A 22,006-nucleotide genomic window follows, 5' to 3' on the forward strand; every position below is an offset into this window, starting at 1 on the left:
AGCCCTTCGGCCGGTCAAGGACTCGTACCAGAAGTCTCCCAATTGGCACGCGATGCTCGGCACCCGAAGGAGCCCGACATGACCATTGCATTGCAGAACGCCATCGCAGCCTCGCTGGGTGTGCAGCAGCTCGCCAGCGCATTCAGCCCGGCCTTTTCGCACCTGCGCATATTGCGCAACCTGATCATTCCCATGCCCGAGGGAAGCCCGGTTCGCACCGCCAAGATAGACGCGGTGCTGGTGTGCGAAACCGGCGTCTACCTGTTCGAGATCAAGGCCTGGCGCAACGCCTTTGTCTACCGCAAGAAATCGGACCAGGCGCCGCCGCGCTGGTTTCTGCGCCTGCAGGGCTGCACCAGGGCGCGCGAAGTGAAAGACCCCGCATGGCAGGGCGGCCGCAAGACGACGCAGCTGCGAAGCCTGTTGAGCGACGACCTGCGCCTGCAGTACTTCGTGCTGCTGCCCTGCGAGGGCGTCGAGCTCGAAGGCGTGATGCCGGCCGCGGTGATTACCCAGCAAGACCTGCCCTACATCGCGCGCCTGGTGCGCAACAACGGCCGCACCGCGCGCACCTACCCTCTGCTCGATGCCGACGCCATCGACCGCACCGCGCAGCGGCTGCTCGACATACAGGGAGGTCTTTCGATAGAAGACCACATGCACAACTGCCGCGAAAGGAGCGAGCAGGTTCCGGTGCGCTGGAATGCGGGCAGCGCCAACGCGGCAATCCTCGCGAACGGCATCGGACTGCAATAAACAGTGCGCATGGCGGCCCACGGGGAATGAAGGGTGTCCCAGATTTCTCCGACTTTGGCGCAGACCATGCGGCGATGAATCCATTCAAGCCTGCCGCGGCTCGCGCGGCGCTGTTTACCGCACTGTTCACTTCATTGGTCTGCGCCACTGCCTGGGCTGCCGACCCGTTCACTGTGAAGGACATCCGGCTCGAAGGCCTGCAACGCGTCGAGCCGGGAACGGTGTTCTCCACGCTCGGCATCAGGGCCGGCGACACCTACAGCGACGACCGCGGCAGCGCGGCCATCCGCTCACTGTTCGAGCTTGGCCTTTTCAAGGACGTGCGAATCGGCGTGACCGGCAGCGTGCTGGTGGTGATCGTCGAAGAGCGCCCTTCCATTGCCGACGTGGACTTCGTCGGCACCAAGGAGTTCGAAAAGGCGGCACTCCAGAAGGCGCTGCGCGAGGTGGGCCTGGCCGAAGGACGGCCCTACGACAAGGCGCTGGCCGATCGCGCGGAACAGGAACTCAAGCGCCAGTACATCAGCCGCAGCCTGTACAACGCGCAGGTCATCACCACCGTGACGCCGCTCGAACGCAACCGCGTGAACCTGACCTTCACGGTCACGGAGGGGGAGTCCGCGCGCATCAAGCAAGTGCACGTGGCGGGCAACCAGGCCTTCAGCGAAAGCACCCTGCTCGACCTGTTCGACCAGGACAGCGGCGGCTGGCTGAGCTGGTACACCAAGTCGGACCAGTATTCACGCAGCAAGCTCAGCGGCGACCTGGAAACGCTGCGCTCCTTCTACATCACGCGGGGCTATCTCGAGTTCCGCATCGACTCCACGCAGGTGGCGATCTCGCCTGACCGAGAGTCGATCACGCTCACGGTCAACATCACCGAGGGCAAGAAATTCGGGGTTGCCGGCATCAGGCTCGAAGGCAACTACCTGGGCCGGGAGGACGAGTTCAAGTCGCTCGTCACCATTCGCCCGGGCCAGCCCTACAACGGCGAAGACGTGGCGGCCACCACCAAGGCCTTTACCGACTATTTCGGCACCTTCGGCTATGCCTTTGCACGCGTCAAGGCCGAGCCCGAGATAGACCGCGACAACAACCGCGTGGTGATGGTGCTGCGCGCCGAGCCTTCGCGGCGCGCGTATGTGCGGCGCCTGAACATCGGGGGCAATGCGCGCACGCGCGACGAAGTCATTCGCCGCGAGTTCCGGCAGTACGAGGGCGCCTGGTACGACGGCAACAAGATCAAGCTTTCGCGCGACCGCGTGGACCGCCTGGGGTTTTTTACCGAAGTGAACATCGAGACCACCGAGGTGCCGGGATCGCCCGACCTGGTCGACCTGGCGGTGAACGTGACCGAAAAGCCGACTGGCTCGCTGCAGCTGGGCGCGGGCTATTCGTCGACCGACAAGGTGTCGCTGAGCTTCGGCATCACGCAGGAGAACGTGTTCGGCTCGGGCAACTACCTGGGGCTGCAGGTGAACACGAGTTCGTACAACCGCACCATCTCGCTGACCGCCACCGACCCGTACTTCACGGCGGGCGGCATTTCGCGCACCTTCAACGTGTTTCACAACACGACGCGCCCCTACTACGAGGCGGACGGCAACTACAAGCTCGCGAGCGACGGCGGCTCGGTGCGCTTCGGGCTGCCGCTGGGCGAACTGGACACGGTGTACCTCGGCATCGGCGTGGAGCGCTACAGCTTCACACCGGGGTCGAACGGCGCCTACACACTGGTCGATGGCTCCTATGTCTACACCGGCACGCCGCAGGCCTACCTCGACTACTTTCAATGCACGGGCACCGCGCCCAGCGTGGTGTGCGCATCGAAGAACATGGTGGGCATTCCCGCCACCATCGGGTGGGGGCGCGACGACCGCGACAGCGCGCTCGTTCCGACCCGGGGCCGCCTGCAAAGCGCCAACCTCGAGATGGGCGTGGGCAGCGAGTTGCGCTACCTGAAGACCACCTACCAGTACCAGCAGTACTTTCCGCTCTCCAAGCAATACACGCTCGCCATCAACGGCCAGCTCGGCTATGCCAGGGCGCTGGGCGGCACGGCGTATCCCATTTTCAAGAACTTCTATGCGGGCGGGCTCGGCTCCATTCGCGGGTTCGAGCAGAACTCGCTGGGGCCGACCGATGCGGTCACGGGCGGCGCACTCGGCGGCACGCGCAAGGCCATTTTCAACATGGAGTTCAGCACGCCGTTTCCGGGCGCCGGCAACGACAAGTCGCTTCGGCTCTACACCTTTCTGGATGCGGGCAACGTGTTCGCGGAGCGCACCGCGAGCATGACCGACGCCCAATGGAAGGCCCAGAACCGGCTGCGCGCATCCGCGGGCCTGGGCATCAGCTGGATCTCTCCGCTCGGCCCGCTGCGCTTGGCGTATGCGGTGCCGCTCAAGTACCAGAAGGCGGACGAAGCCAACGGCATTGCCGCCGACCGCACGCAGCGCTTCCAGTTCCAGATCGGTACTTCGTTCTGAAGCGGAGCACCCTCCCATGAGCCGGATCCTGCTGGTGGAAAAAGGCCGCGACATGGCGGCCATGCTGCTGGAGGGCCTGCAGCGTGCGGGCCACCAGGTCGAACACATCGGCGACGGTGCGCAGGCGGTCGACCGCATCCTCACTTCGCCGCCGGCGCTCACACTGCTCGACACCGCGCTGCCGCGCTACGACGGGCTGCGGGTGCTCGAGAAAGTGCGCCCGCACAGCGACCACCCCATCATCGTGCTGACGGCCCGCACCCGCGAGGCCGACCGGCTGCGCGGACTCGACCTGGGAGCCGACGACTACGTGTGCAAGCCCTTCTCGCCGCGGGAGGTGGTGGCGCGGGTGAACATGGTCTTGCGCCGGCATGCGCAGCGCCATCGCACCGCGATGCCCTCGCCTTCGGTGGCGTTTGGCGACCTGTCCGGCGGCGTGAGGATCGAAGGCCGCCCGCTGGCGCTCACCGGCCGCGAACTGCGGCTGCTGCAGGCGCTTTCGCGCGAACCGGGGCGCGTGTTCGCACGCTCTACGCTGCTGGAAGCCGCATTTCCGGAAGCACTCGACGTGAACGAACGCGCGGTCGACGGGCACATCAAGAACCTGCGGAAGAAGCTCGCCGCCGTGTCGCCCTCGCACGACTGGATACGCTCGATCTACGGCGTCGGCTTTGCCTTCGAGGAACGCCCGGCCTGAGATGCCGCGCAGGCCGAAGGCGCTGGCCGCGCGGTGCCACTGCCGGCGGCCATGATCGGCGCCAGGGTGGAAAGACTCGAATTTGCCGCGCGGCCCTTGCCGGCCGCCACGCATCCGCCGCTCGCCGCCAGCAGTACACCGGCCGCCAGCCCGCAGAAGACCAGAATGCCCGCGAGGTGCTGCGTGTACATGGGCGTGAACGGGTTCATGGCCCGCATGGTGCGTTTTGATTCGGGAGAAATGTTGGAGAAGCACTTCTCCCAATTTCCTCCTCGATTCGCGGTCACGATTGCCGGCTTGCCTATGCCGCCCCTTGCTTCCGAACGCATGCCGGAGAATGCGCCCATGCACCCCATGAGCCCATGCCGCGCCTGACCCTTTCCAGAAAGATATTCCTTGCGCTTGCTGCGCTGCTGATCGTGCTGCTGCTCAGCTTTGCGGGTCTTTCCATCGTTGCGCTGCAGCGCGGCCTGGGCTCCTACGTGGCCGAGATCGAGATTCGGCGGATGGACTGGCTCTCGCAACTCCTGCTGAAGCACTACGCGGCCAACGGCGACTGGAAGAAGCTGCGCGACAACGAAGACGCCTGGCACCGCCTGCAGATGGGCCGGCTCGCCGCGGTGCTCGACGGCGCCAACAACGCCGACGAAAGAAAGCTGCCTCCCTGGTACGAGAACCGGCCGCCGGGCGGCAACGGCGCCGAGGGCAGCTCCGAGAGCGGCTTGCGCCCGCCTCCTCCGCCCTCGCCTTCGCCGCAGCTCGAGCTGCTGCCCAGGCGCTTTTCGCCGATGCCGCCGCCCTGGTTCTTTCCGGACCCGCGGGAGGCCGCCGATTCCATCTACCAGCGCCTGGCGGTGGTCGATGCGCAAGGCGCGCACGTGGTCGGGGCGAAGGTCGACCAGGAAAACGCCGCGCGTCTGCCCATCCGGCACGGCCGGTCGGTTGTCGGCTACTTGGTGCTCGCACCGCTGCAGGGCCTGGAGAGCGAAGCGGACCGCGCTTTTCTTGCGCGCCAGTCCGGCGTGATTGCCCTTACCGGGCTGTGCGGGCTGGTATTTGCCCTGCTGCTGTCGTGGCTCCTGGCGCGCCGCTGGTTCAGGCCCATCGACGAACTCACGCAGGCGGCGCACTACGTTGCGCGCGGCAGGCTGTCCACGCGCGTGGCGGTGCATGGCTCGGACGAGCTGGCGCTGCTCGGCAAGACCTTCAACGACATGGCGCAGCGCTTGGACACCGTTGAAGCCTCGCGGCGTGCGTGGCTGGCCGACGCGGCGCATGAACTGCGCACGCCGCTGGCGGCCATGCGCGCGGAAATCGAGGCTGTGCAAGACGGCGTGCGCACCTTCGACGAGCGCACCGCGCTGCGGCTGCACCGACAGGTGATCCGGCTCGGGCAGCTGGTGGACGACCTGCGCAGCAGCATGCGCGAGCCGCAGGGCGCGCTGCTCTCGACGGCAGTGTTTCCGCTTGCACTGCTGAAAGACGCGCTCGACCACACGCGCGACCGTTTCGCCACGCGCGGAATTGCCGTGGACCGCAGCGCGATCGACCTGGTTTCGGCCTGGGCGCAGCCGATCATCGACGGCGATGCGCACCGGCTGCACCAGGTGTTCATGAACCTGCTCGAAAACACACTCGCCTACACCGACCCCGGCGGCCAACTGCGCGTCGGCGTCTCCGTCGACGGCGGCTGGTCGGGCAACTCGCTGACCCTGCATTTCGACGACAGCGCGCCGGGTGTTCCCGAATCGGAAATGCCGCGGCTGTTCGACCGGCTGTTCCGCGGGGAATCGTCTCGCAACCGCGAACTTGGCGGCTCGGGCCTCGGCCTTTCGATCTGCCGCGCGGCCATCGAGGCGCATGGCGGCACCATCGACGCCGACGCTTCAGAGCTTGGAGGACTGCGCGTGACCATCAAGCTGCCGCTTTCGAAGGGGGCATCGCCATGACCCGCATCGTCATCGTCGAGGACGAGCTCGACATTGCATCGGTGGTGCAGGACTACCTGCGCCATGCGGGCTACGAAACCGAGCACTTCGCCGACGGCCAGAGCGCGCTCGACCACATCGTTGCAACGCCGCCCGACCTGACGCTGCTCGACGTCATGCTGCCGCGGCTCGACGGCATCGAGGTGCTGCGCCGCGCGCGCGAGCGCACCAGCCATCCCATCATCATGCTCACAGCGCGCATCGAAGAAGTCGACCGACTGCTCGGCCTGGAGCTTGGCGCGGACGACTATGTGTGCAAGCCCTTTTCGCCGCGCGAACTGGTCGCCCGGGTGCGCGCCGTGCTGCGCCGCACCGCGCCGCCTGGCGAGCGCAGCCAGGCCCGCCAGGGCGCGCCCGGCCTGCTGCTGGACGACGTGCACTGGCGCGCCTCGCTCGAGGGAACGCCGCTCAATCTCACGCGCCGCGAGTTCGGGCTGCTGCAGGTGCTGTCGCGGCACCCGGGCCGCATCTTCTCGCGCGCGCGGCTGCTCGAACTGGCTTATGACGACACCATGGACGTGACCGAACGCGCCATCGACAGCCACGTGAAGAACCTGCGCCGCAAGCTGGGCGCCGTGACGCCTTCGCACGACTGGATCCGCTCGGTGTACGGCGTGGGTTTTGCGTGGGAAGCACCATCCCAGGGCTGAGCCGGCGCTTGCGATTAGAGGCTGCCGCCCAGCTCCCTGGCTTGTAGGCCCGCGTGCCGGGTACTAGACTGGACTGTGAAGGCACCCGCAGTGCCGGGGGCCAAGGAGCAGGCCATGTACAAGCGCATCCTCGTCGCAACCGATGGCTCTTCACTCTCCGACAAAGCGGTCGATGCCGCCATCGACCTGGCCTTGCTGGCTCGGGCCGAACTGGTGAGCGTGACCGTCACGCACCTGCTGCCCTATGGCTACTTCGAAGGCTCGATGGTGATGAACCAGCGCGAAATCGAAGCCTCGCAGGAACAGGTGGACAACGACGCCCAGCGCATGGTCGATACAGTGCGGACCACCGCGGCGGCCAAGGGCGTGCGCAGCGCGCAAGCCATCGTGATCAAGTCCAACCAGGTGGCCGAGGCGATCATCTCGACGGCCAAGAACCAGCAATGCGACCTGATCGTGATGGCCTCGCACGGCCGACGCAGCCTTGCGCGCCTGCTGATGGGAAGTGAAACGCTGCATGTGCTGACGCACTCGCACATTCCGGTGCTGGTGCTGCGTTAGAGGCCGCTGCGTTTTTTCGGCAACAAAGCACAAGTTCACAGTTCGACTTGATCGTTTCCGGGCCATTGCCTGCACCGCTGCTACCCTTGCCGCTCCAAGGCCGTCGTGGCCGATCAAGGGAGTAGGTAATGAGTCTTTTGTGGTTTCTGGTTGTGGGCCTGGTCGCCGGTTGGCTGGCTGGCATTCTCGTCAAGGGCGGCGGCTTCGGCCTGGTCGGCGATCTCATCGTGGGCGTGGTCGGTGCTTTTCTCGGTGGCTTTTTGTTCAGCACGTTCGGCGTGTCGATGGGTGGCGGCCTTGTCGGCAGCCTCATCGTTGCCACCGTCGGCGCCGTGGTGCTCCTGTTCATCGTTCGCCTGATCAAGCGCGCATAGCGTTCGCTATTGAAATCAATATTCCCACGCATTGCCGCCTGGACCCTGCTTCTCCTGCTGGGCCTGGCGGCCATCGGCATCGCACTTGTCCTGAGCCTTGACTGGAACCGGGCGCGGCCATGGATCAACCAACGCGTGAGCGAAGCGACCGGGCGCCCGTTTGCCATTCGCGGCGACCTGGTCTTGCAATGGAACAACCCCGAGACTGAAACGGGCTGGCGCCGCTGGGTGCCCTGGCCGAGGCTGAGCGCGCACGACATCACCCTGGGCAATGCCGACTGGAGCAAGACCGGCCCGCACCTCGCGGAAATCAAGCAGCTGACGTTCTCGCTGAACCCGCTCTCGCTGCTGGATCACACGATCCGCATTCCCACGCTCGAACTCGCCGGTCCCGTTCTTTCGCTGGAACGCACCGCGGACGGCAAGAACAACTGGACGCTGGCTTCCGACAACAACACCGCGCCATCGGCCTGGAAGCTCGACCTGCAGAGGCTGGTGCTGAACCACGGCACGGTAAAGCTTGCCGACGCGCAGGCAAAGCTCAACCTCAAGATCGACGTCGAGACCCTGCCGCGCGAAACCGCGGAGGGCTACGGCATCGGCTGGAAGCTCGGCGGCACGTTTCGGCAGGTACCGCTGCACGGCAGCGGCCGGGCCGGCGCGGTGCTTTCGCTGCAGCAGGACAAGAAACCCTACCCGCTGCAGGCAGGCGTGCAGATCGGCACCACGCGCATCGACATCGCAGGCACGTTGACCAAGCCCGATGCGCTCGCGGCGCTGGACCTGCGGCTGAAGCTTTCGGGCGCGAGCATGGCGCACCTGTACCCGATCACCGGCATCACGCTGCCCAACACGCCGCCGTTCAGCACCGAAGGCCACTTGGTCGGCAAGCTCGACAAGGCCGGCGGGCGCTGGCTGTACGAACACTTCAAGGGCAGCGTGGGTGAAAGCGACATCGGCGGCACGCTCGAATACATCTCGCAGCAGCCTCGGCCGCTGCTGCGCGGGCAGGTGCAATCCAACCAGCTGCGCCTCGAAGACCTGGCGCCGTTGATCGGCGCAGACTCCAATGCCAACAAGGCCAAGCGAGGCGCCGCCGCCGTTCAACCGACGGACAAGGTGCTGCCGGTGGAGAAGTTCGACACGGCAAGCTGGGGCAGCATCGACGCCGACGTGAAATTTGCCGGCCGCAAGATCATCCACGCCAAGGACCTGCCCATCGACAGCCTGGTGGCAGACCTGCATCTGAAGGACAGCGTGCTTTCGCTTACGCCGCTGAGCTTTGGCGTGGCGGGCGGTACCCTGGCCGCCACCGTGAAGCTCGACGGCAGGCAAAACCCGATTCGCGCGGACCTGCGGGTTTCGGCGCGCCGCTTGAAGATCAAGGAGCTTTTTCCAACGCTGAACACCATGCAGGCCAGCCTGGGTGAAGTCGGCGGCGATGCGGCGCTGTCCGCGGCCGGCAACTCGGTTGCGAGCCTGCTGGGCACGTCCAACGGCGAGGTGAAAGCGCTGGTCAGCAAGGGCACCATGAGCAAGTTCTTGCTCGAAGCCATGGGGCTGAACATCGGCAACGTGGTGGCAACGCAGATTTTCGGCGACAGGCAGGTTCAACTGAACTGCCTGGCAAGCGACTTCAAGGTCACGCAGGGCGTGATGCAAACGCGCTCGTTTGTGCTGGACACCGATGAATCGATCATCAACGTGACAGGGCAGATCAATTTGTCGAGCGAGCAGCTGGCACTGGAGATCCAGCCGCGGAACAAGGCGCTGCGCGTGCTTTCGCTGCGCTCGCCGCTTTATGTAAAAGGCACTTTCAAGAACCCCGATGTCGGCGTCGACAAGGCCGCGGTAGCGCTCAAGCTGGGTGCCGCCATTGCCTTGGGTGCCTTGGCTCCCGCCGCTGCATTGCTGCCGCTGTTGAATGTGGGGTCAGAAGAGTTTGCGGGTTGCGCACCGCTGGAGGCAGCCGCAACAAAAAAACCGCAGGTACCCGCTGCAAAGGCACGGACGCGCTGACCACGCGAGCCGCGCTATTTCTGCGGATTTGCGCGTGCCGCGTGTGCCGCCCGGCACGCCTCCGTTGCGCGGTACGAGGCCAACGCAAAGCAGCGCGCCTCGGCCTCGCGCGCAAGGGCCTCGAGCGAGCGGCGTTCTTGGGCCGCGTCTACCTGAAATTCGACGAGCCACTTCATGATCATTGCCATGACGATGAGAAGGCCGATGAGGGCAGCCATCAATGTGCCGCGCCAGTTGCGGATGCGCAGGACCGAAGATTCCGAATTATTCATTGCTGTGGGTGTGCAAGCCGCAAGATCAGGACTTGCCCTTTTGGCTTGGCCACGAAGATACGTGGTGCGCCCAATTTCCCACAGGAAATGTTTCACGTTCGGGATTGGTTTACGTGTAACACCGTAACTAGGGTACAACTCTGTCCAGTACGCCACATACCCAGCCGCGAAGTTCTCGCCGAGCGGAAATTCGGCATTCGCATTCAGTCAAACTCGGGGGCTGTACCTCACTTTTTCCAACCGTTCTATTGAAAGGAACTCCTGTTTTGAACAAGACCGAACTCATTGCCGCAATTGCAGAAGACACCAACCTCAGCAAGGCCGACGCAGGCCGCGCCTTCGACTCGGCGCTCGAGCACCTGTCGCGTGCCCTGGTGCGCGGAGAAACCGTTCAGCTGATCGGCTTCGGCACCTTTACCGTGGCAAGCCGCGCCGAGCGCCAGGGCCGCAACCCGTCGACCGGCGAAGCGATCACCATCAAGGCCAGCAAGAGCCCCAAGTTCGCCGCCGGCAAGGCGCTGAAGGACGCCATCAACCAGGTGGGCTGATCCATCGGGGCACCAGCCCCGATGCAAGTTGGCGATTCGCCGGTTCGAATGCGCTTCGGGCCGGCGCGCCAACGTGCAGCGCACCGCGCTGCACAAGGCCCGGCGCAGGGTCAACCATCGCCTTCGGGCAAAAAGCTGAAATACGCACGCGCAGGCTGCTTCTCGGGCAAGACGTAGACCACGCCACGCGCACTGCCGAACACCGGCTTCACATAGGTTTCGTAAAACGCCGCGGGCACATTGATGCATCCGTAGGAAACGCGGCGATCTTCCGCATTTGCCGACGCAAGCCGCTCCAGCCGCCGCTCTGACTTGTTGTTCGTTCGAACACGATGCATGGACACGGCCGCGCCGTAGTCCACCCAGACAATGTCTTCGCCCTGCAGGTTGATGCCGGGCTCTGAAACAAAACGCCCCGCGGGCGTGGTGCGTTCATCGGGGCGTATGTCGGACAGCTTTCGCTCGCCGATGCCCGGTACCGATTCGTCTCCTTGCGCGAGCCCCAGCAGCACGGGCGACGCGCCTTGCAGGATTCCGTCGGCGCCAAAGATAAAAACGCGCGCCTTCTTCTTGTCGACGATTGCGAAAGGAAGGCCTTGGTTGTCTTGCGTGCTGGCGGCTGCCTGCGCCAGCTGCCGCACTTCAACCGATGCTTCGGTGCCTGCGAAGGTCTCGGCAGCACCAGTTGCCGCATGAATGAAAGTGGCCCCGCATGCAAGCGCAAGGGACAGGAGCAGGGAGTTCTTCATGAGCAGCAGAAAAACATGGCACGAGAGCCCGGCTCGAAGCGCGGCCGCCAATCAAAATTGGCGGCCGCGTTCAGGCGCCGGGGGGCCGTCGATCAGCCGCGGTCAGCGCGGGCGCGGCGCACCGGCACTGCGGGCGCCGGTTCAGGTGCGGGCATGGGTGCGGCAACGGGTGCCGGCGCCGGCGCCGCCACCATGCGCACCGGCTCGGGTGCGGGCGCCGGGGCAACCACACGCACAGGTGCGGGCGCGGCAGGCGTTGCAACTTGCAGCGTGGTGCCGGTTTCGCCCATGGGGCCGCCGGTCTGGTTTTGTTGGCCGGCGGGCATGTACACATTGCCTGAAATGGCAGGCGCGTCGGTCTTTGCCATTGGTGCCACGCCTTGCGCCATTGCCGGCGCAATTGCAAAGGCCATGGCGGTGGTCACCAGAACGTGAGCCATCGAGTACTGAATCTTCATTTGTAATCTCCCTAGAGTCTGATTTCGACTGGCAACCCGGGGGCGGATGCCCGGCGCGAGCGCAGTCTGCAATCAAGAACGCAGGGAGCAGCGCAAAGACGACAGCGCGCACTCGACGATGCGGACAAGTCGTGAAATTTGACGCGCTTGCACGCGCTGTTGCGATGCGCATCGACGGAGCCCTATGCGGCGGGCTCCGCCAATGCGTGAGGCACTACGCGCCGCGCCAGCCGCCGCCGAGCGCTTTGTAAAGGTTGACCATGTTCACAGCCTGCTTGAGCTGCATCTCGATGAGCTGCTGCTGCTCCGAATAGAGCTCGCGCTGCGCGTCCTGGCTCGAAAAATAATCTTCCAGCCCGCCGCGGAACCGCGTGCGCGAAATGCTCGCCACCTTTTCGAGCGCCTGAACGCGGGCGTGCTGTGCCTCGAGTTGCGGGCGCATGTGGTCGTCGGCAATCAGCGCATTGGCGGTCTCGCGGAACGCCACTTGCGCGGCGTATTCATACGATGCCATTGCAGCAGCCAGCCGCTCTTCGTTGCCCGTGATGTTGGCCGAGCGGCGGCCCCAATCGAAGATAGGCAGCGACACGCCCAGCACGCCGGCCCAGCTCCGGTTGCCGCTGCTCAGCAGCGTCGACAAGTCTCCGCTGATGCCGCCCGCCAGTGCCGTAAGCGAAATGGTGGGCAGCATGGCGGCCTTGGCCGCACCCACGCCGGCGTTGGCGGCCTCTACCCGTGAATAGGCCGCCAGAAGATCGGGCCGGCGCTGAAGCAGGCTCGAGGGCAGGCCCGCCGCAACCGATGCCGTCGAACTCTGTGGCCAGGGCCGCGCGCTGCCCGTGTCTGGCGGCACCGGTTGGCCGACCAGCACGTTCAGCCATTGCAGGTCTTGCGCAACGCGCATGCGGAACTCTTCTTGCCGCACGCGTGCGTTCTGCAGCAGCGACTGCGCGCGGTACACGTCGAGCTGCGCCGCACCGCCGGCCGCCTTGGCACGGCCGATCATGTCGGCGTTGGAGGCCAGGCCGCTTTCGTTGGCATTTGCCAGCGCCAGCAGTGCGCGGTCGGCGCGCAGCGTGAGATAGGCATTCGACACCTCGCCCACCAGGTTCATGCGGGCCGCGGCAAAGTCCTTGTCGCCCGCCTCGGCCAACGCGCCGGCTTGCTGCGCCGTGCTCTGCTGGCGGCCGAAGAAGTCGAGCTCGTAAGACGTGACGCCGGCCTGGATGTCGAAGCTGTTCGACACGCGCCCGTCGGACGGCACATTGCCGACCGGGCTGAGCGAGCCCTGCGGCGTGGTTTGCGCGCGCTGCGCATGGCCCGACAACCCGATTTGCGGAAACAGCGAGGCGCGGCTTCCTGCATACACGGCTCGCGCTTCGCGGGCCTTCGCGGCATAGGCGCGAAGGTCGCGGTTCTGGGTGAGCGCGGTGGCTATGAGCCCGCGCAGTTCATCGTCCTGAACAAAGTTGCGCCATTCGACCGGCTCGGCATTGGGCGCCGCGGTGCCCGCAGGGAATTGCGATGGCAACGCCAGGTCGGGTTGCTTCATGGGTGGCGTCATGTTGCAGCCGCTCACCACCAGCACCACGCACACCGCCAGCACCATCAAGATGAGTCGCAGAGAAAAGCGCACGAACCCCGCTTCGGGCGCGCCGAATCCTGCGCTGGCGAGCAGGGCCGAAGCCGCACGCCATGGCCGCACCTGAACCGCGACATGGCTCGGGGGCACGTTGAACACATGGCTTACCAAACGTTCGCGCTGCGCCTCGGTGCCAGCAAATCGCAGTTCGGCACCGGCCGAGCTTTTGCCGGCAAGCTTTGCAGGCAACCAGCCGACCGGCTCGACGTACACCTCCAGCGGCTGCCCCACGCGCATGCGCTTGAGAGCGCGCGATTCGAGCAGCGCTCCATCCGCAGCAATGTTGACGAAGCGCGAGTCGATTTCGCCGGCGGCCGTTCGCAGCCGGGTGCGCGCGCGCCAGGGAAAGCGCTCTTCCTGGTCGGGCCGCGGCAGATCGACGCAGGCGATGAGCGCCGCCAGGCAAAGAACGAGTGCAATGCCGGTCCACACCAGGTTGAGCTCGTCGCCCGGCGTGAGCTCCTCGCCGCTCAATGCCACCGATGCGCCACCCAGCTGCAGCGCCACCAGCAGCCCGCCAAACACGGCCACCAGCTTCCAGTGCACCACCGTCTTGGAACGATCGAGCCCCTTGTTCGTTACCTTGAATGGGCGCCCGAAGGGCCGCAGCATTGCGCTGGCGAGCGTGCCCGTTACCGCCATGGCGGCCACGAGCTGGCTCACCTCGCTGAACACCGGCAGGCAACGCCGCTGGCTGATCCAGTAGCTGTAGGCCCAGAACATCATGAGCGGCGGCAGGCCGAATGACGCAAAGGCTTGCGGCGTTGCGTGGAACACCGACACGCCCGCATACCAGTAAAGCGCAGGCGCCAGCATGATCATTGCCATGAAGGGCTTGCCCAGCCAATGCAGCAGCCCGTGCAAGAAGTGCAGCCGCGCCGAGAAGCTGTAGCCCTTGCCGCGCAGCGGCCCCTGGGGCAGCAAGGCGAGCTGAACCGTACCCAGGCACCAGCGGCTGCGCTGGTTGATGTAGTCGATGATGCTCTCGGCCGACAAACCGTTCGACAGGCGCTCGCCCAGCCAGCGCGTGACATGGCCCTTGCGCAGCAGCAGGTAGGTGGTGTGGATGTCTTCGCACACGCTGCCCACCGGAAAGCCGCCCGCAGCGGTGATCAGGTCGCGCCGCACGATGAACGAGGTGCCCACGCAAAAAGCCGAGTCCGCCGCGTCCTTTGCGGGTTGCAGCACGTCGAAGAACACGCGCTGCTCGTCGACCCAGCTGTCGGTAGCGCGCAGGTTGTGCTGGATGGGGTCGGCGTTGTAATAAAACTGCGGCGTTTGCACCAGCCCGACCTTGCGGTCCGCAAAGAGGCCGAGCATGCGGTAGATGATTTGCCGCTGCGGCGCAAAGTCGGCGTCGAGCACCAGGATGTACGGCGCGTTGGTTACGCCCGCTGAAATTTTCAGCCCGTTGTTCATGTTGCCCGCCTTGGCATGGCTGTTGTCGGGCCGGCGCGCGTAGTGCACACCCTTGCGCTCGCAATAGTCGCGCAGCCAGTCGCGCCGGGTGTCGTCCAGCACCCAGACGTTCACTCGCGGATAGTCGATGGCCTGCGCGGCGATGATGGTTTTTTCGAGCACCGCCAGTTCTTCGTTGTAGGTGCAGATGAACACGTCCACCGCCGGCACCTTGTCGCCGCGGCGGCGCAACTCGGCCTCGCCCAGGTCGGCCAGCGGCGTGTTGTCGCGCCGGCCCACCAGCATGTGAATGGACATCAGCGTGTAGACGATGGCCGTGAGCTCGAAGGCCAAGAACACCCACGCGAACAGCGTTTCAAAGCCCAGGTCCGAAGGCGGCATGGTGGCCACCACGCGCCACACGGCATAGCGCATCAGCAGCAGCGCGGTGAGCGCGCCAAACACCATGCGATGGCTGGTGCGATCGACCCGCGCCAATGACATGAGGAGAAGCGCGAGGCCCGCAACAAGGGCGTTGAGCTGGAACTCCGGCGTAGCGATCAGGTTGGACATGATGGGATAGCTCCTGCGGCAATGGTCTTGCCGGTGAAGGGGTTGAAGCCGGTTGCGGCAAGCGCAATCCAGGCGGTAGCGCCCAAGTGGGGCCAGCGGTAGTAGTAGAAGTCGGCGCCCGTCGAGTCCGGCCCTATGGCCAGGCCGGTGGAAATGCGGGCGCTCGGGGTTGCGTAATACAGGCCGTTGTCGGCGCGTTGCGATGCAAGCAGCTGCCACAGCGCCTCGGGTGCCGTGCCCTTGCGCGCCACCAGCGTGGCAGCCGCCTGCGCGCTGCCCTCGGTCCAGATGCCGTCGGGGTTGCGCGAGAAGCCGTAGCCTTCGGCGAAGCGGTGGTTCTTGTCGACCCAGTCGAGCGCCCGGGTCCAGGCGCATGAACCTTCAGGCGCCGCCAGCACGGGCCACAGCTGTGCATCGAGGCCCGAGGCTTCGGTGGAGATGGTGGCGCCGTCTTCTTTTGTGCCGATATTGAAGCGCTGCTCCTGCGCATTCCACATGCGGTTGACGAACTCGAGCGCGGTGCGCGCTTGCTGGCGCTCGGCTTCGTTGGGCCCGCCCGCGCGCGCGGCCCAGGCTGCCGCCATGGCAATGTCGATGTTGTGCTCGGTGGACTTCCAGGTCTGCGCGCGCTGCGCGTTGTCCCAGCCATACCAGCCGCCGTTGTAGCCGTCGGGCGCATTCTTGGCGCGGGTGCGCTGCTCGATCCAGCCCAGCAGCTTGCGCGCGCTGGCCAGGTAGGCCGGCGACCGCTCCGCCTCCGACAGGTTCAGCAGCAGCAAGGCGGCCCACGCCACGTTGCCGGTGGCGGTGCTCACCTGGTAGGCATCGGCAATCCATTGCTTCTTGCCCGCATCCCAACGGCCCGGTAGCGCCGCCTTGTCCTCGGTCATGGGGCCGGCGCGATAGGCGTTGCGCACGCGGCCGTCGGGCATGCCCGGGTCGCGCTCCATGGCGCGTACCACGGCATCGCCAATGCGCTTGGCCGAAGCCGCGTCGCCGCAGGCCAGCAGCGCAATGCCGGCCAGTGCGTTGTCATAAGTAAAGGCTGCGCCGGCCAGCGCGGGCTCCAGCGGCGGACCCTGCTTGCTGTCCGCAAGCCGGTAGCTGGCCAGAAACAGCGGCCCCGAGGTTGCGCCCTTCTGGTCTTCAGCCACCGCGCGGCGCAGCCCCTCGCAGCTTTGGCGCGCGAGCTGCTGCTGCGTGGCGCCAGGCTTTTGCGCATGGGCCACGGGCATCAGCAACATCGACACCATCGATGCGACGGCGCAATGCACCAACGTGCGCGGAATGGAGAAGAGAACCTGCATAGGCTTGTTCCAGGTGCCGGGCGGTGCATTTCTGCCTGCGCTCAAGATCTTTGAAGGGTGGCCGTTACCACCTTGCCGGGCGCGCACATGTTGCTGCCCCCGTCTGCCGGGGCGTCTGGCAGCTGCTTGCTTTCGATGCGCGCCACGGCGTAGAGGGAGCCCTGCTCCGCATAAGGAAACGGCACGCTGTAGGTGCTTTGCAGCTCTTCCGAAGCCACGGGCAGCAACTGCTCGACCCGCGCCGGCATCGACTTGGAGTTTTCGCCGATCTTCACGTCGAGCATGGAGCCGATGCCCAGCCGCTTGGCCACACGCGCCGGAAACACCGCCACCACGCCAAGCCGGCTGCAGTCGGTTACGCGCACCAGCGAGGCACCGGCCGTTACGTAGGCGCCCTCAGGCGCCAACACCGAGTGAACCTGCCCCGCCTGCGTGGCCTTGATTTCGTAGGAAGACAGCTTTTCGACCCGGCGGCGCTCTTCGTCTTCGAGCTGAATGACTTGCTTGAGCTGCTGGAGAATGGCCGCGCCGTCTTGCTGGGCGCGGCCCACGCTGTTGCGCAGCGCCTCGCGGCGGCTTGCCAGCGTCTGGAAAAGGCTGTTGCCGCTGGTGCCCACAAAGGCGCCCTGCCCCGCGCTTGCCACCGTTTGGGCCTGGCCGGCAAACGCCTGCTCGGCCACTGCCGCAGTGGCACGCGCCGTGTTCAGCTGCGCCACCGATGCGTTCATCACCTGCTCGCTGATGGCGCCTTCCGCCAGCAAGGCCTGGTTGGTCTTGACCTTGTTTTCTTGCTCTTCGACCATGCTGTGCGCCGCATCCCGCTGGCGCCGCGCAACCTGCCAGGCCTCCCAGGCCTGGGCCACCGAGGCTTGGCGGTGAACGTTGGCCTCCTGGCCGACGGACCTCATCTCCTGGTTGTCGGCCTTGAACTGGTTGCCCAGTTGCGCCAACTGGCTTTGCAGCGCCAGGTGCTGCGAGCGCAGCGTGGTCAGGATCTCCTGGTTGACCGTTGGGTTGCGCACCGTGGCCACCACCGTGCCGGGCTCCACCATGTCACGCGAATGCACCACCATTTGCGTGACCACGCCGTTGATGGGCGACGTGATCAACGCCACCGGCGCCTGCAGCACCGCCCGGGTGGCCTGCGACGACAAGAGCGGCTGCACCAGCGTTGAGACCATCAGCCACAGCACGAAAGCCAGCAGCACATAGCCCGCCAGCTTGGGAACAAAGGCGCCCGATTGCCGGCCCCGGCCGCTGGACAAGAAAACCAATGAAGGCAGTTTCGACACACGCATACCCCACCTCTTTGATGCGAAGGCGTGCGCCGAAGACCGGCGCAACATCCATTGAATGAAAGGAACTTGCCCGCAGCACAACGGAGCCGACCGACCCGTGATGGCCGGTGCGTCCGCAATGCTGCAGTGCAATAAGAAGGTACGGCGAAAGGCGATTTACCACTGCTTCGGTGCGCAACAAGATGTGCGAAGTTCACATTGCTGCCGCTCGTCCGCTCGCGAAAAGGTCCTACAAGGCTCGCGGCATTGGCCGGGTTGACAACAAAAGACCTCATGCGGCATGCAGCGGCCGCGCGCGCTCAGGCTGCCCAGTGAGCGGGCAAGCAAGAGGCCCGGAAGCAGCGAAACCCGAAGTTCACCTGCTCCACATCGCGAAACCGGCGCGCGGGGCGGCTGAACATATCCGGTAACCAACCTGATCGAAGCTGACGGTTTTCGACAACGCCTGAAACGATTGCCGGCCCCAAAGCCCCTACCGCCTTATATTTACAAGCGCGATACCAGCGACACAAGGCAACACAGGCGGCGTTGCGGTTGGCTGCATAGTGCTTTTCCGCCGTTTGCAGCGCCCTTGCCGGGCGGCACCAAATGGCCATTCCCCACCGCTCTTCGGCTGTTTACCGAGGCGCCACCGGAGCACAGGTCGTGTCATTGCTGCCCACGAGCACCGCCTTCGCCGAGCCGCTCTGTGGAAAAAGCACGCCTTCTTCGCGCGCACGCACCGCGCGCGAGACCCTGGCGAGTAGCGCTTTATGGTTAATGCGCTGTAACGCCATTGAATACTATTTGCTGCATCAAACCGCCAATAACGAATGACGTTTCCGGCAACGTCAGAAGGGCATGCCATGTCCATCGCGCGCTTCGCCATTCGCACGCTTGTTTGCGTTGCTGCCGTTCCCGCCATTTCAGACGAGCCCCTTGCACCGCACGACCGCGTGTACCTGAGCAAGGCCGAAATCGAGAACACCTTGATCGGCAAACCCATCGTCTCGAGCAATCTGGCGAGCGGCATGATCTCGCGCTGGCAGTTTTATGCCGACGGCCGCGTCGACTTTGTCAACCGAAGCGGCCCGGGCCGCGCCTCGGGCAAGTGGTTTCTGAACCCCGACGGCGCCATGTGCGTGACCATGGTTGCCCGAACCGGCTGCCGCTACTGGTTCAAGAACGAGAAGGACGGCGCCCTTGCGAATGCCAACACCAGGGAGCCCAACGCGCCCACGGTGGCAGAGATACGGTTCGAGCAGCCCTGAAAGCACCAGGGCACGCCTGCCCTGCACTACCTAGGCACGCCCGATGAAAGCCGCCACTCCGTCGCGAAACGCCTGGCTGCCATACACCTCTTCGATCAGGTCATCGTCGTCCAGCCGCTGCTCGACGACGATGCGGCGGATGCTCTCCTTCACGGCCTTGTGCGTGACCGGCGACAGCGCCATGAGCCGCTCTGCCAGCGCAAGGGCCGCGGCGTCCAGTTCGCCCGGCGTGCAGGCCGCATGCACATAGCCGCAGGCCAGCGCTTCCTGCGCCGTCAGGTGGTCGGCCAGCAGCAGCATGCGCTTGACGCGCGGCACGCCCAGGGCGGCCTGCAGCCGCGCGATGTTGCGCGACGACAAGGTGTTCGACAGCGTCCTGGCAATCGGCGCGCCGAAGCGCGATGCGTCGCTGCAAACCCGGAAATCGCAGGCCGTGGCCAAGGCCAGGCCGCCGCCCACGGCCCAGCCGTCGACCACTGCCACCGTGGGTACGGCAATGCGCTCTACCGCATCGATGACGCGCTCCACAAAGGCCTCGTAGGCAATGCCATCGCGGCCGCCCTGAAAGTCCTTGAAATGGCCGATGTCCGTGCCCGAGATGAAGGACTTGCCGCCCGCGCCCTTGAACAGCACGCTGCGTACCGCCGGGTTGCGCACGCACGCGCCGATGTGCTCCAGCAGCGCCTCGTACATCTGCAGCGTCATCGCGTTGTGCCGCTCGGGGCGGTGGATCGCGATCTCGGCCACGCCCGAGACATCGACTCGCAGCCGCACGCATTCAGCTGAACTCACAAGGCCTCCGCCGCGCTGGCAGGTGTGTTGATCTCGGCCAGGATTTCTTCGTTGTGTTCGCCCAGCAATGGCGGGTGCCGGCGCACCTGCTGCGGCGTGCCCAGCAGCTTGACGGGAAAGCCGATGTTCTTGACCTTGCCTTCGATCGGGTGGTCGATTTCCATGCACATGCGGCGGTGCGTTCCGTGCTCGCCCTCAAACGCCTCCGGATACGACAGGATGGGCCCCGCCGGGATGCCGGCGGCCAGCATGGCGTCGATCCAGTCGGCGCTGTCCCGCTGGCCGAACTCCCGTTCGAGCGCCTCGATCAGCGCCTCGCGGTTCTTCAGGCGCAGCGACACGCTGGCGTAGTCCGCGTGCCCGACGAGGTCTGGCCGCTCCAGCAGTTCGCACAGCCGGGTCCAGAGCTTCTGGTTGGTCGCGCCCATCACAAAGTAGCCGTCGCGCGCCTTCACCGCCTGGTAGGGCGCGCTCATCTTGTTGCTGGTGCCCAGCGGTGTCGGCTGCTTGCCCGTGCCCCAGTACTCGGACATGTCCCAGACCGAGAAGGCCATGGCCGCGTCGAACAGCGAAGCATCGATGTGCTGGCCCACGCCCGACTTCTGCGCGCCGATGTAGGCCGCGAGCAGCGCGTAGGTGGCAAACAGCGCGCAGCCGATGTCGGCCACGGGCACGCCGGCCTTCACCGGTTTTTCGCCGGGGTAGCCGGTCACGCTCATCACGCCGGACATGGCCTGCGCCATCAGGTCGAAGCCCGGCCGCTCGGCCCACGGGCCGCTCTGGCCGAAGCCGGAGATGCTGACGTACACGATCTTCGGGTGGATCTCCTTGATCGACTCGTAGTCGATACCCAGGCGCTGCACCGCGCCGGGGCGGTAGTTTTCGACGATCACGTCGGCGGTTTGGGCCAGCTTGTAGAAGGATGCGCGGTCTTCCTCGTTCTTGAGGTCCAGCGTCAGCGAGCGCTTGTTGCGGTTCATGTTCAAGAAGCCCATGCTGTCCGGCCCCTTCATCTTGAAGCCCATGGCGCCGCGGGTCTGGTCGCCGCCCGGCGGCTCGACCTTGATCACGTCGGCGCCCAGGTCGGCCAGCAGCATGCAGGCGAACGGCCCGGCCATGACCTGGCTCACGTCCAGCACCCGAATGCCCTGCAGCGGCAGTTGTCGCGCGTGGTTCATTTTTTCAGCCCTCCTCGGTGACCTTGGCGGTGCGCACCACGTCGCCCCATTTCTTGAACTCGGCAGCCATGAAAGCCGCAAACTTGTCGACCGGGCCACCGCCGTCCTCCACGCCGTAGCCATCGAAGCGCGCAACCACGTCCGGCTGCGCCAGCACCTTGTTGATGTCGGCATTGATCTGCAGGGCCAGGTCCCTGGACATGTCCTTGGGGCCGACCACGCCATACCAGCTGGAGACGTCAAAGCCCTTGAAGCCCTGCTCGTCCATGGTCGGCATTTCCGGAAAGCCCTTGGCCCGCTGCAGCCGCGTCTGGACGATGCCCGTCATGCGCTTGGCCTTGACCTGGGCCGTGGCCGCCGTCATGGTGTCGAAGCTGTAGTCGATCTGCCCGCCGATCAGGTCCGTCTGCATCGGGCCCGACCCCTTGTAGGGCACGTGGATGCTCTTGACGTCGGCAGCCATGTTGAACATTGCGGCCGCCAGGTGCTGCACCGATCCCGTGCCGGAGGAGCCGAAGCTGATCTTGCCCGGGCTCTTTTTGCACTGCTCGACCACCTCCTTCACCGAGCCGGTGGAATTCTTCGCGCTGGTTACCAGGATGTGCGGCGTGGCGCCGACCATGGCAATGGGCGCGAAGTCTTTCAGCGGGTCGTAGGTAATGCTCTTGAAGATGTGCGGCGAAATGGCATGCGTGTTGACATGGGCCATCAGCAGGTTCACGCCTTCGGTAAAGCGGGTGCGCGCAAAAAAGTCCGCCGCCAGTGCGCCGGTGGCGCCGGGCTTGTTTTCGACCACCACCGAGCGGCCCCACAGCTCCGAGAGCTTTTGCCCCACGATGCGGGCGAACACATCGGTGCCGCCGCCGGGCGCCCAGCCGACGTAGATCTTGACGATGCCCTTGGGCAGCTCTGTGGCCGCAAGGGCCCAGGGCGCCGCCAGCGCGCCGGCGCTGGCCGCAATGAAGTCTCGGCGTTTCATCATGTCGTGCGTCCTTTGTCTCTGTCGT

At 65.5% G+C, this 22,006-nt stretch carries 20 protein-coding genes; 10 read left to right on the forward strand and 10 right to left on the reverse strand.

Annotated elements, in window-relative coordinates:
• Positions 1-78 precede the first annotated feature (78 nt).
• From V9L21_RS02170 to V9L21_RS02180, 3 genes are all read left to right on the forward strand, one after another.
• Complete coding sequence (locus V9L21_RS02170) at positions 79-756, forward strand: nuclease-related domain-containing protein (protein ID WP_337308730.1); 678 nt, start codon at positions 79-81, stop codon at positions 754-756.
• A 74-nt stretch (positions 757-830) separates the two neighbouring features.
• On the forward strand, positions 831-3,245 hold the full coding sequence (gene bamA, locus V9L21_RS02175) for an outer membrane protein assembly factor BamA (RefSeq protein ID WP_337308731.1): 2,415 nt from the start codon (positions 831-833) through the stop codon (positions 3,243-3,245).
• Positions 3,246-3,261: 16 nt separating this feature from the next.
• On the forward strand, positions 3,262-3,942 hold the full coding sequence (locus V9L21_RS02180; RefSeq protein WP_337308733.1) for a response regulator: 681 nt from the start codon (positions 3,262-3,264) through the stop codon (positions 3,940-3,942).
• Here V9L21_RS02180 and V9L21_RS02185 read toward each other — a convergent pair.
• Entirely contained in the window at positions 3,903-4,289 is a 387-nt protein-coding gene (locus V9L21_RS02185; RefSeq protein WP_337308734.1) for a hypothetical protein, read from the reverse strand. The two genes, V9L21_RS02180 and V9L21_RS02185, sit on opposite strands and share 40 nt — an antisense overlap.
• Before the next feature lie 15 nt (positions 4,290-4,304).
• On the opposite strand from V9L21_RS02185, the gene V9L21_RS02190 reads away from it, so the two are divergent.
• The 5 genes from V9L21_RS02190 (at position 4,305) to V9L21_RS02210 (ending at position 9,534) form a co-directional block, all read left to right on the forward strand.
• A complete protein-coding gene (locus V9L21_RS02190; protein ID WP_337308736.1) occupies positions 4,305-5,891 on the forward strand; it encodes an ATP-binding protein in 1,587 nt (528 codons plus the stop codon).
• A complete protein-coding gene (locus V9L21_RS02195; protein ID WP_337308738.1) occupies positions 5,888-6,580 on the forward strand; it encodes a response regulator in 693 nt (230 codons plus the stop codon). Before V9L21_RS02190 ends, V9L21_RS02195 begins: the two co-directional genes overlap by 4 nt.
• Positions 6,581-6,694: 114 nt before the next feature.
• A complete protein-coding gene (locus V9L21_RS02200) occupies positions 6,695-7,141 on the forward strand; it encodes a universal stress protein (protein WP_337308740.1) in 447 nt (148 codons plus the stop codon).
• A 128-nt stretch (positions 7,142-7,269) separates the two neighbouring features.
• Positions 7,270-7,515, forward strand: a complete 246-nt coding sequence (locus V9L21_RS02205; RefSeq protein ID WP_337308742.1) for a GlsB/YeaQ/YmgE family stress response membrane protein — start codon at positions 7,270-7,272, stop codon at positions 7,513-7,515.
• 18 nt (positions 7,516-7,533) lie between these two features.
• Positions 7,534-9,534 carry an AsmA family protein gene (locus V9L21_RS02210; RefSeq protein WP_443304493.1) on the forward strand — a complete coding sequence of 667 codons (2,001 nt, stop codon included), beginning with the start codon at positions 7,534-7,536 and terminating at the stop codon, positions 9,532-9,534.
• Between the two features lie 14 nt (positions 9,535-9,548).
• Here the strand turns inward: V9L21_RS02210 and V9L21_RS02215 are convergent, their stop codons facing one another.
• Positions 9,549-9,902, reverse strand: a complete 354-nt coding sequence (locus V9L21_RS02215) for a hypothetical protein (RefSeq protein WP_337308746.1) — start codon at positions 9,900-9,902, stop codon at positions 9,549-9,551.
• Positions 9,903-9,994: 92 nt separating this feature from the next.
• Here V9L21_RS02215 and V9L21_RS02220 point away from each other — a divergent pair, with 92 nt between their 5' ends.
• A complete protein-coding gene (locus tag V9L21_RS02220; RefSeq protein WP_337308866.1) occupies positions 9,995-10,354 on the forward strand; it encodes an HU family DNA-binding protein in 360 nt (119 codons plus the stop codon).
• A 110-nt stretch (positions 10,355-10,464) separates the two neighbouring features.
• Here the strand turns inward: V9L21_RS02220 and V9L21_RS02225 are convergent, their stop codons facing one another.
• From V9L21_RS02225 to V9L21_RS02245, 5 genes are all read right to left on the reverse strand, one after another.
• Positions 10,465-11,103, reverse strand: coding sequence for a L,D-transpeptidase (locus V9L21_RS02225; RefSeq protein WP_337308748.1), 639 nt, complete (start codon positions 11,101-11,103; stop codon positions 10,465-10,467).
• A gap of 92 nt (positions 11,104-11,195) precedes the next feature.
• Positions 11,196-11,561 carry a hypothetical protein gene (locus tag V9L21_RS02230; RefSeq protein ID WP_337308750.1) on the reverse strand — a complete coding sequence of 122 codons (366 nt, stop codon included), beginning with the start codon at positions 11,559-11,561 and terminating at the stop codon, positions 11,196-11,198.
• 214 nt (positions 11,562-11,775) lie between these two features.
• Positions 11,776-15,174, reverse strand: a complete 3,399-nt coding sequence (locus V9L21_RS02235; RefSeq protein WP_337308752.1) for an efflux transporter outer membrane subunit — start codon at positions 15,172-15,174, stop codon at positions 11,776-11,778.
• Positions 15,162-16,481, reverse strand: a complete 1,320-nt coding sequence (locus tag V9L21_RS02240; protein ID WP_337308754.1) for a hypothetical protein — start codon at positions 16,479-16,481, stop codon at positions 15,162-15,164. The genes V9L21_RS02235 and V9L21_RS02240 overlap by 13 nt, the downstream gene beginning before the upstream one ends.
• Before the next feature lie 41 nt (positions 16,482-16,522).
• On the reverse strand, positions 16,523-17,779 hold the full coding sequence (locus V9L21_RS02245) for an HlyD family secretion protein (RefSeq protein WP_337308756.1): 1,257 nt from the start codon (positions 17,777-17,779) through the stop codon (positions 16,523-16,525).
• Between the two features lie 845 nt (positions 17,780-18,624).
• On the opposite strand from V9L21_RS02245, the gene V9L21_RS02250 reads away from it, so the two are divergent.
• Entirely contained in the window at positions 18,625-19,029 is a 405-nt protein-coding gene (locus tag V9L21_RS02250; protein ID WP_337308759.1) for a hypothetical protein, read from the forward strand.
• Positions 19,030-19,059: 30 nt separating this feature from the next.
• Here the strand turns inward: V9L21_RS02250 and V9L21_RS02255 are convergent, their stop codons facing one another.
• Genes V9L21_RS02255 through V9L21_RS02265 form a run of 3 tightly spaced genes read right to left on the reverse strand, consistent with a single transcriptional unit; the run spans position 19,060 to position 21,978 of the window.
• Complete coding sequence (locus tag V9L21_RS02255) at positions 19,060-19,821, reverse strand: enoyl-CoA hydratase (protein WP_337308761.1); 762 nt, start codon at positions 19,819-19,821, stop codon at positions 19,060-19,062.
• A complete protein-coding gene (locus V9L21_RS02260; RefSeq protein WP_337308763.1) occupies positions 19,818-20,999 on the reverse strand; it encodes a CaiB/BaiF CoA transferase family protein in 1,182 nt (393 codons plus the stop codon). Before V9L21_RS02260 ends, V9L21_RS02255 begins: the two co-directional genes overlap by 4 nt.
• A 4-nt stretch (positions 21,000-21,003) precedes the next feature.
• Positions 21,004-21,978, reverse strand: a complete 975-nt coding sequence (locus V9L21_RS02265; protein WP_337308868.1) for a Bug family tripartite tricarboxylate transporter substrate binding protein — start codon at positions 21,976-21,978, stop codon at positions 21,004-21,006.
• Positions 21,979-22,006: the final 28 nt, after the last annotated feature.

The organism is Variovorax sp. CCNWLW235, assembly GCF_037204085.1.
GTDB lineage: Bacteria > Pseudomonadota > Gammaproteobacteria > Burkholderiales > Burkholderiaceae_C > Variovorax.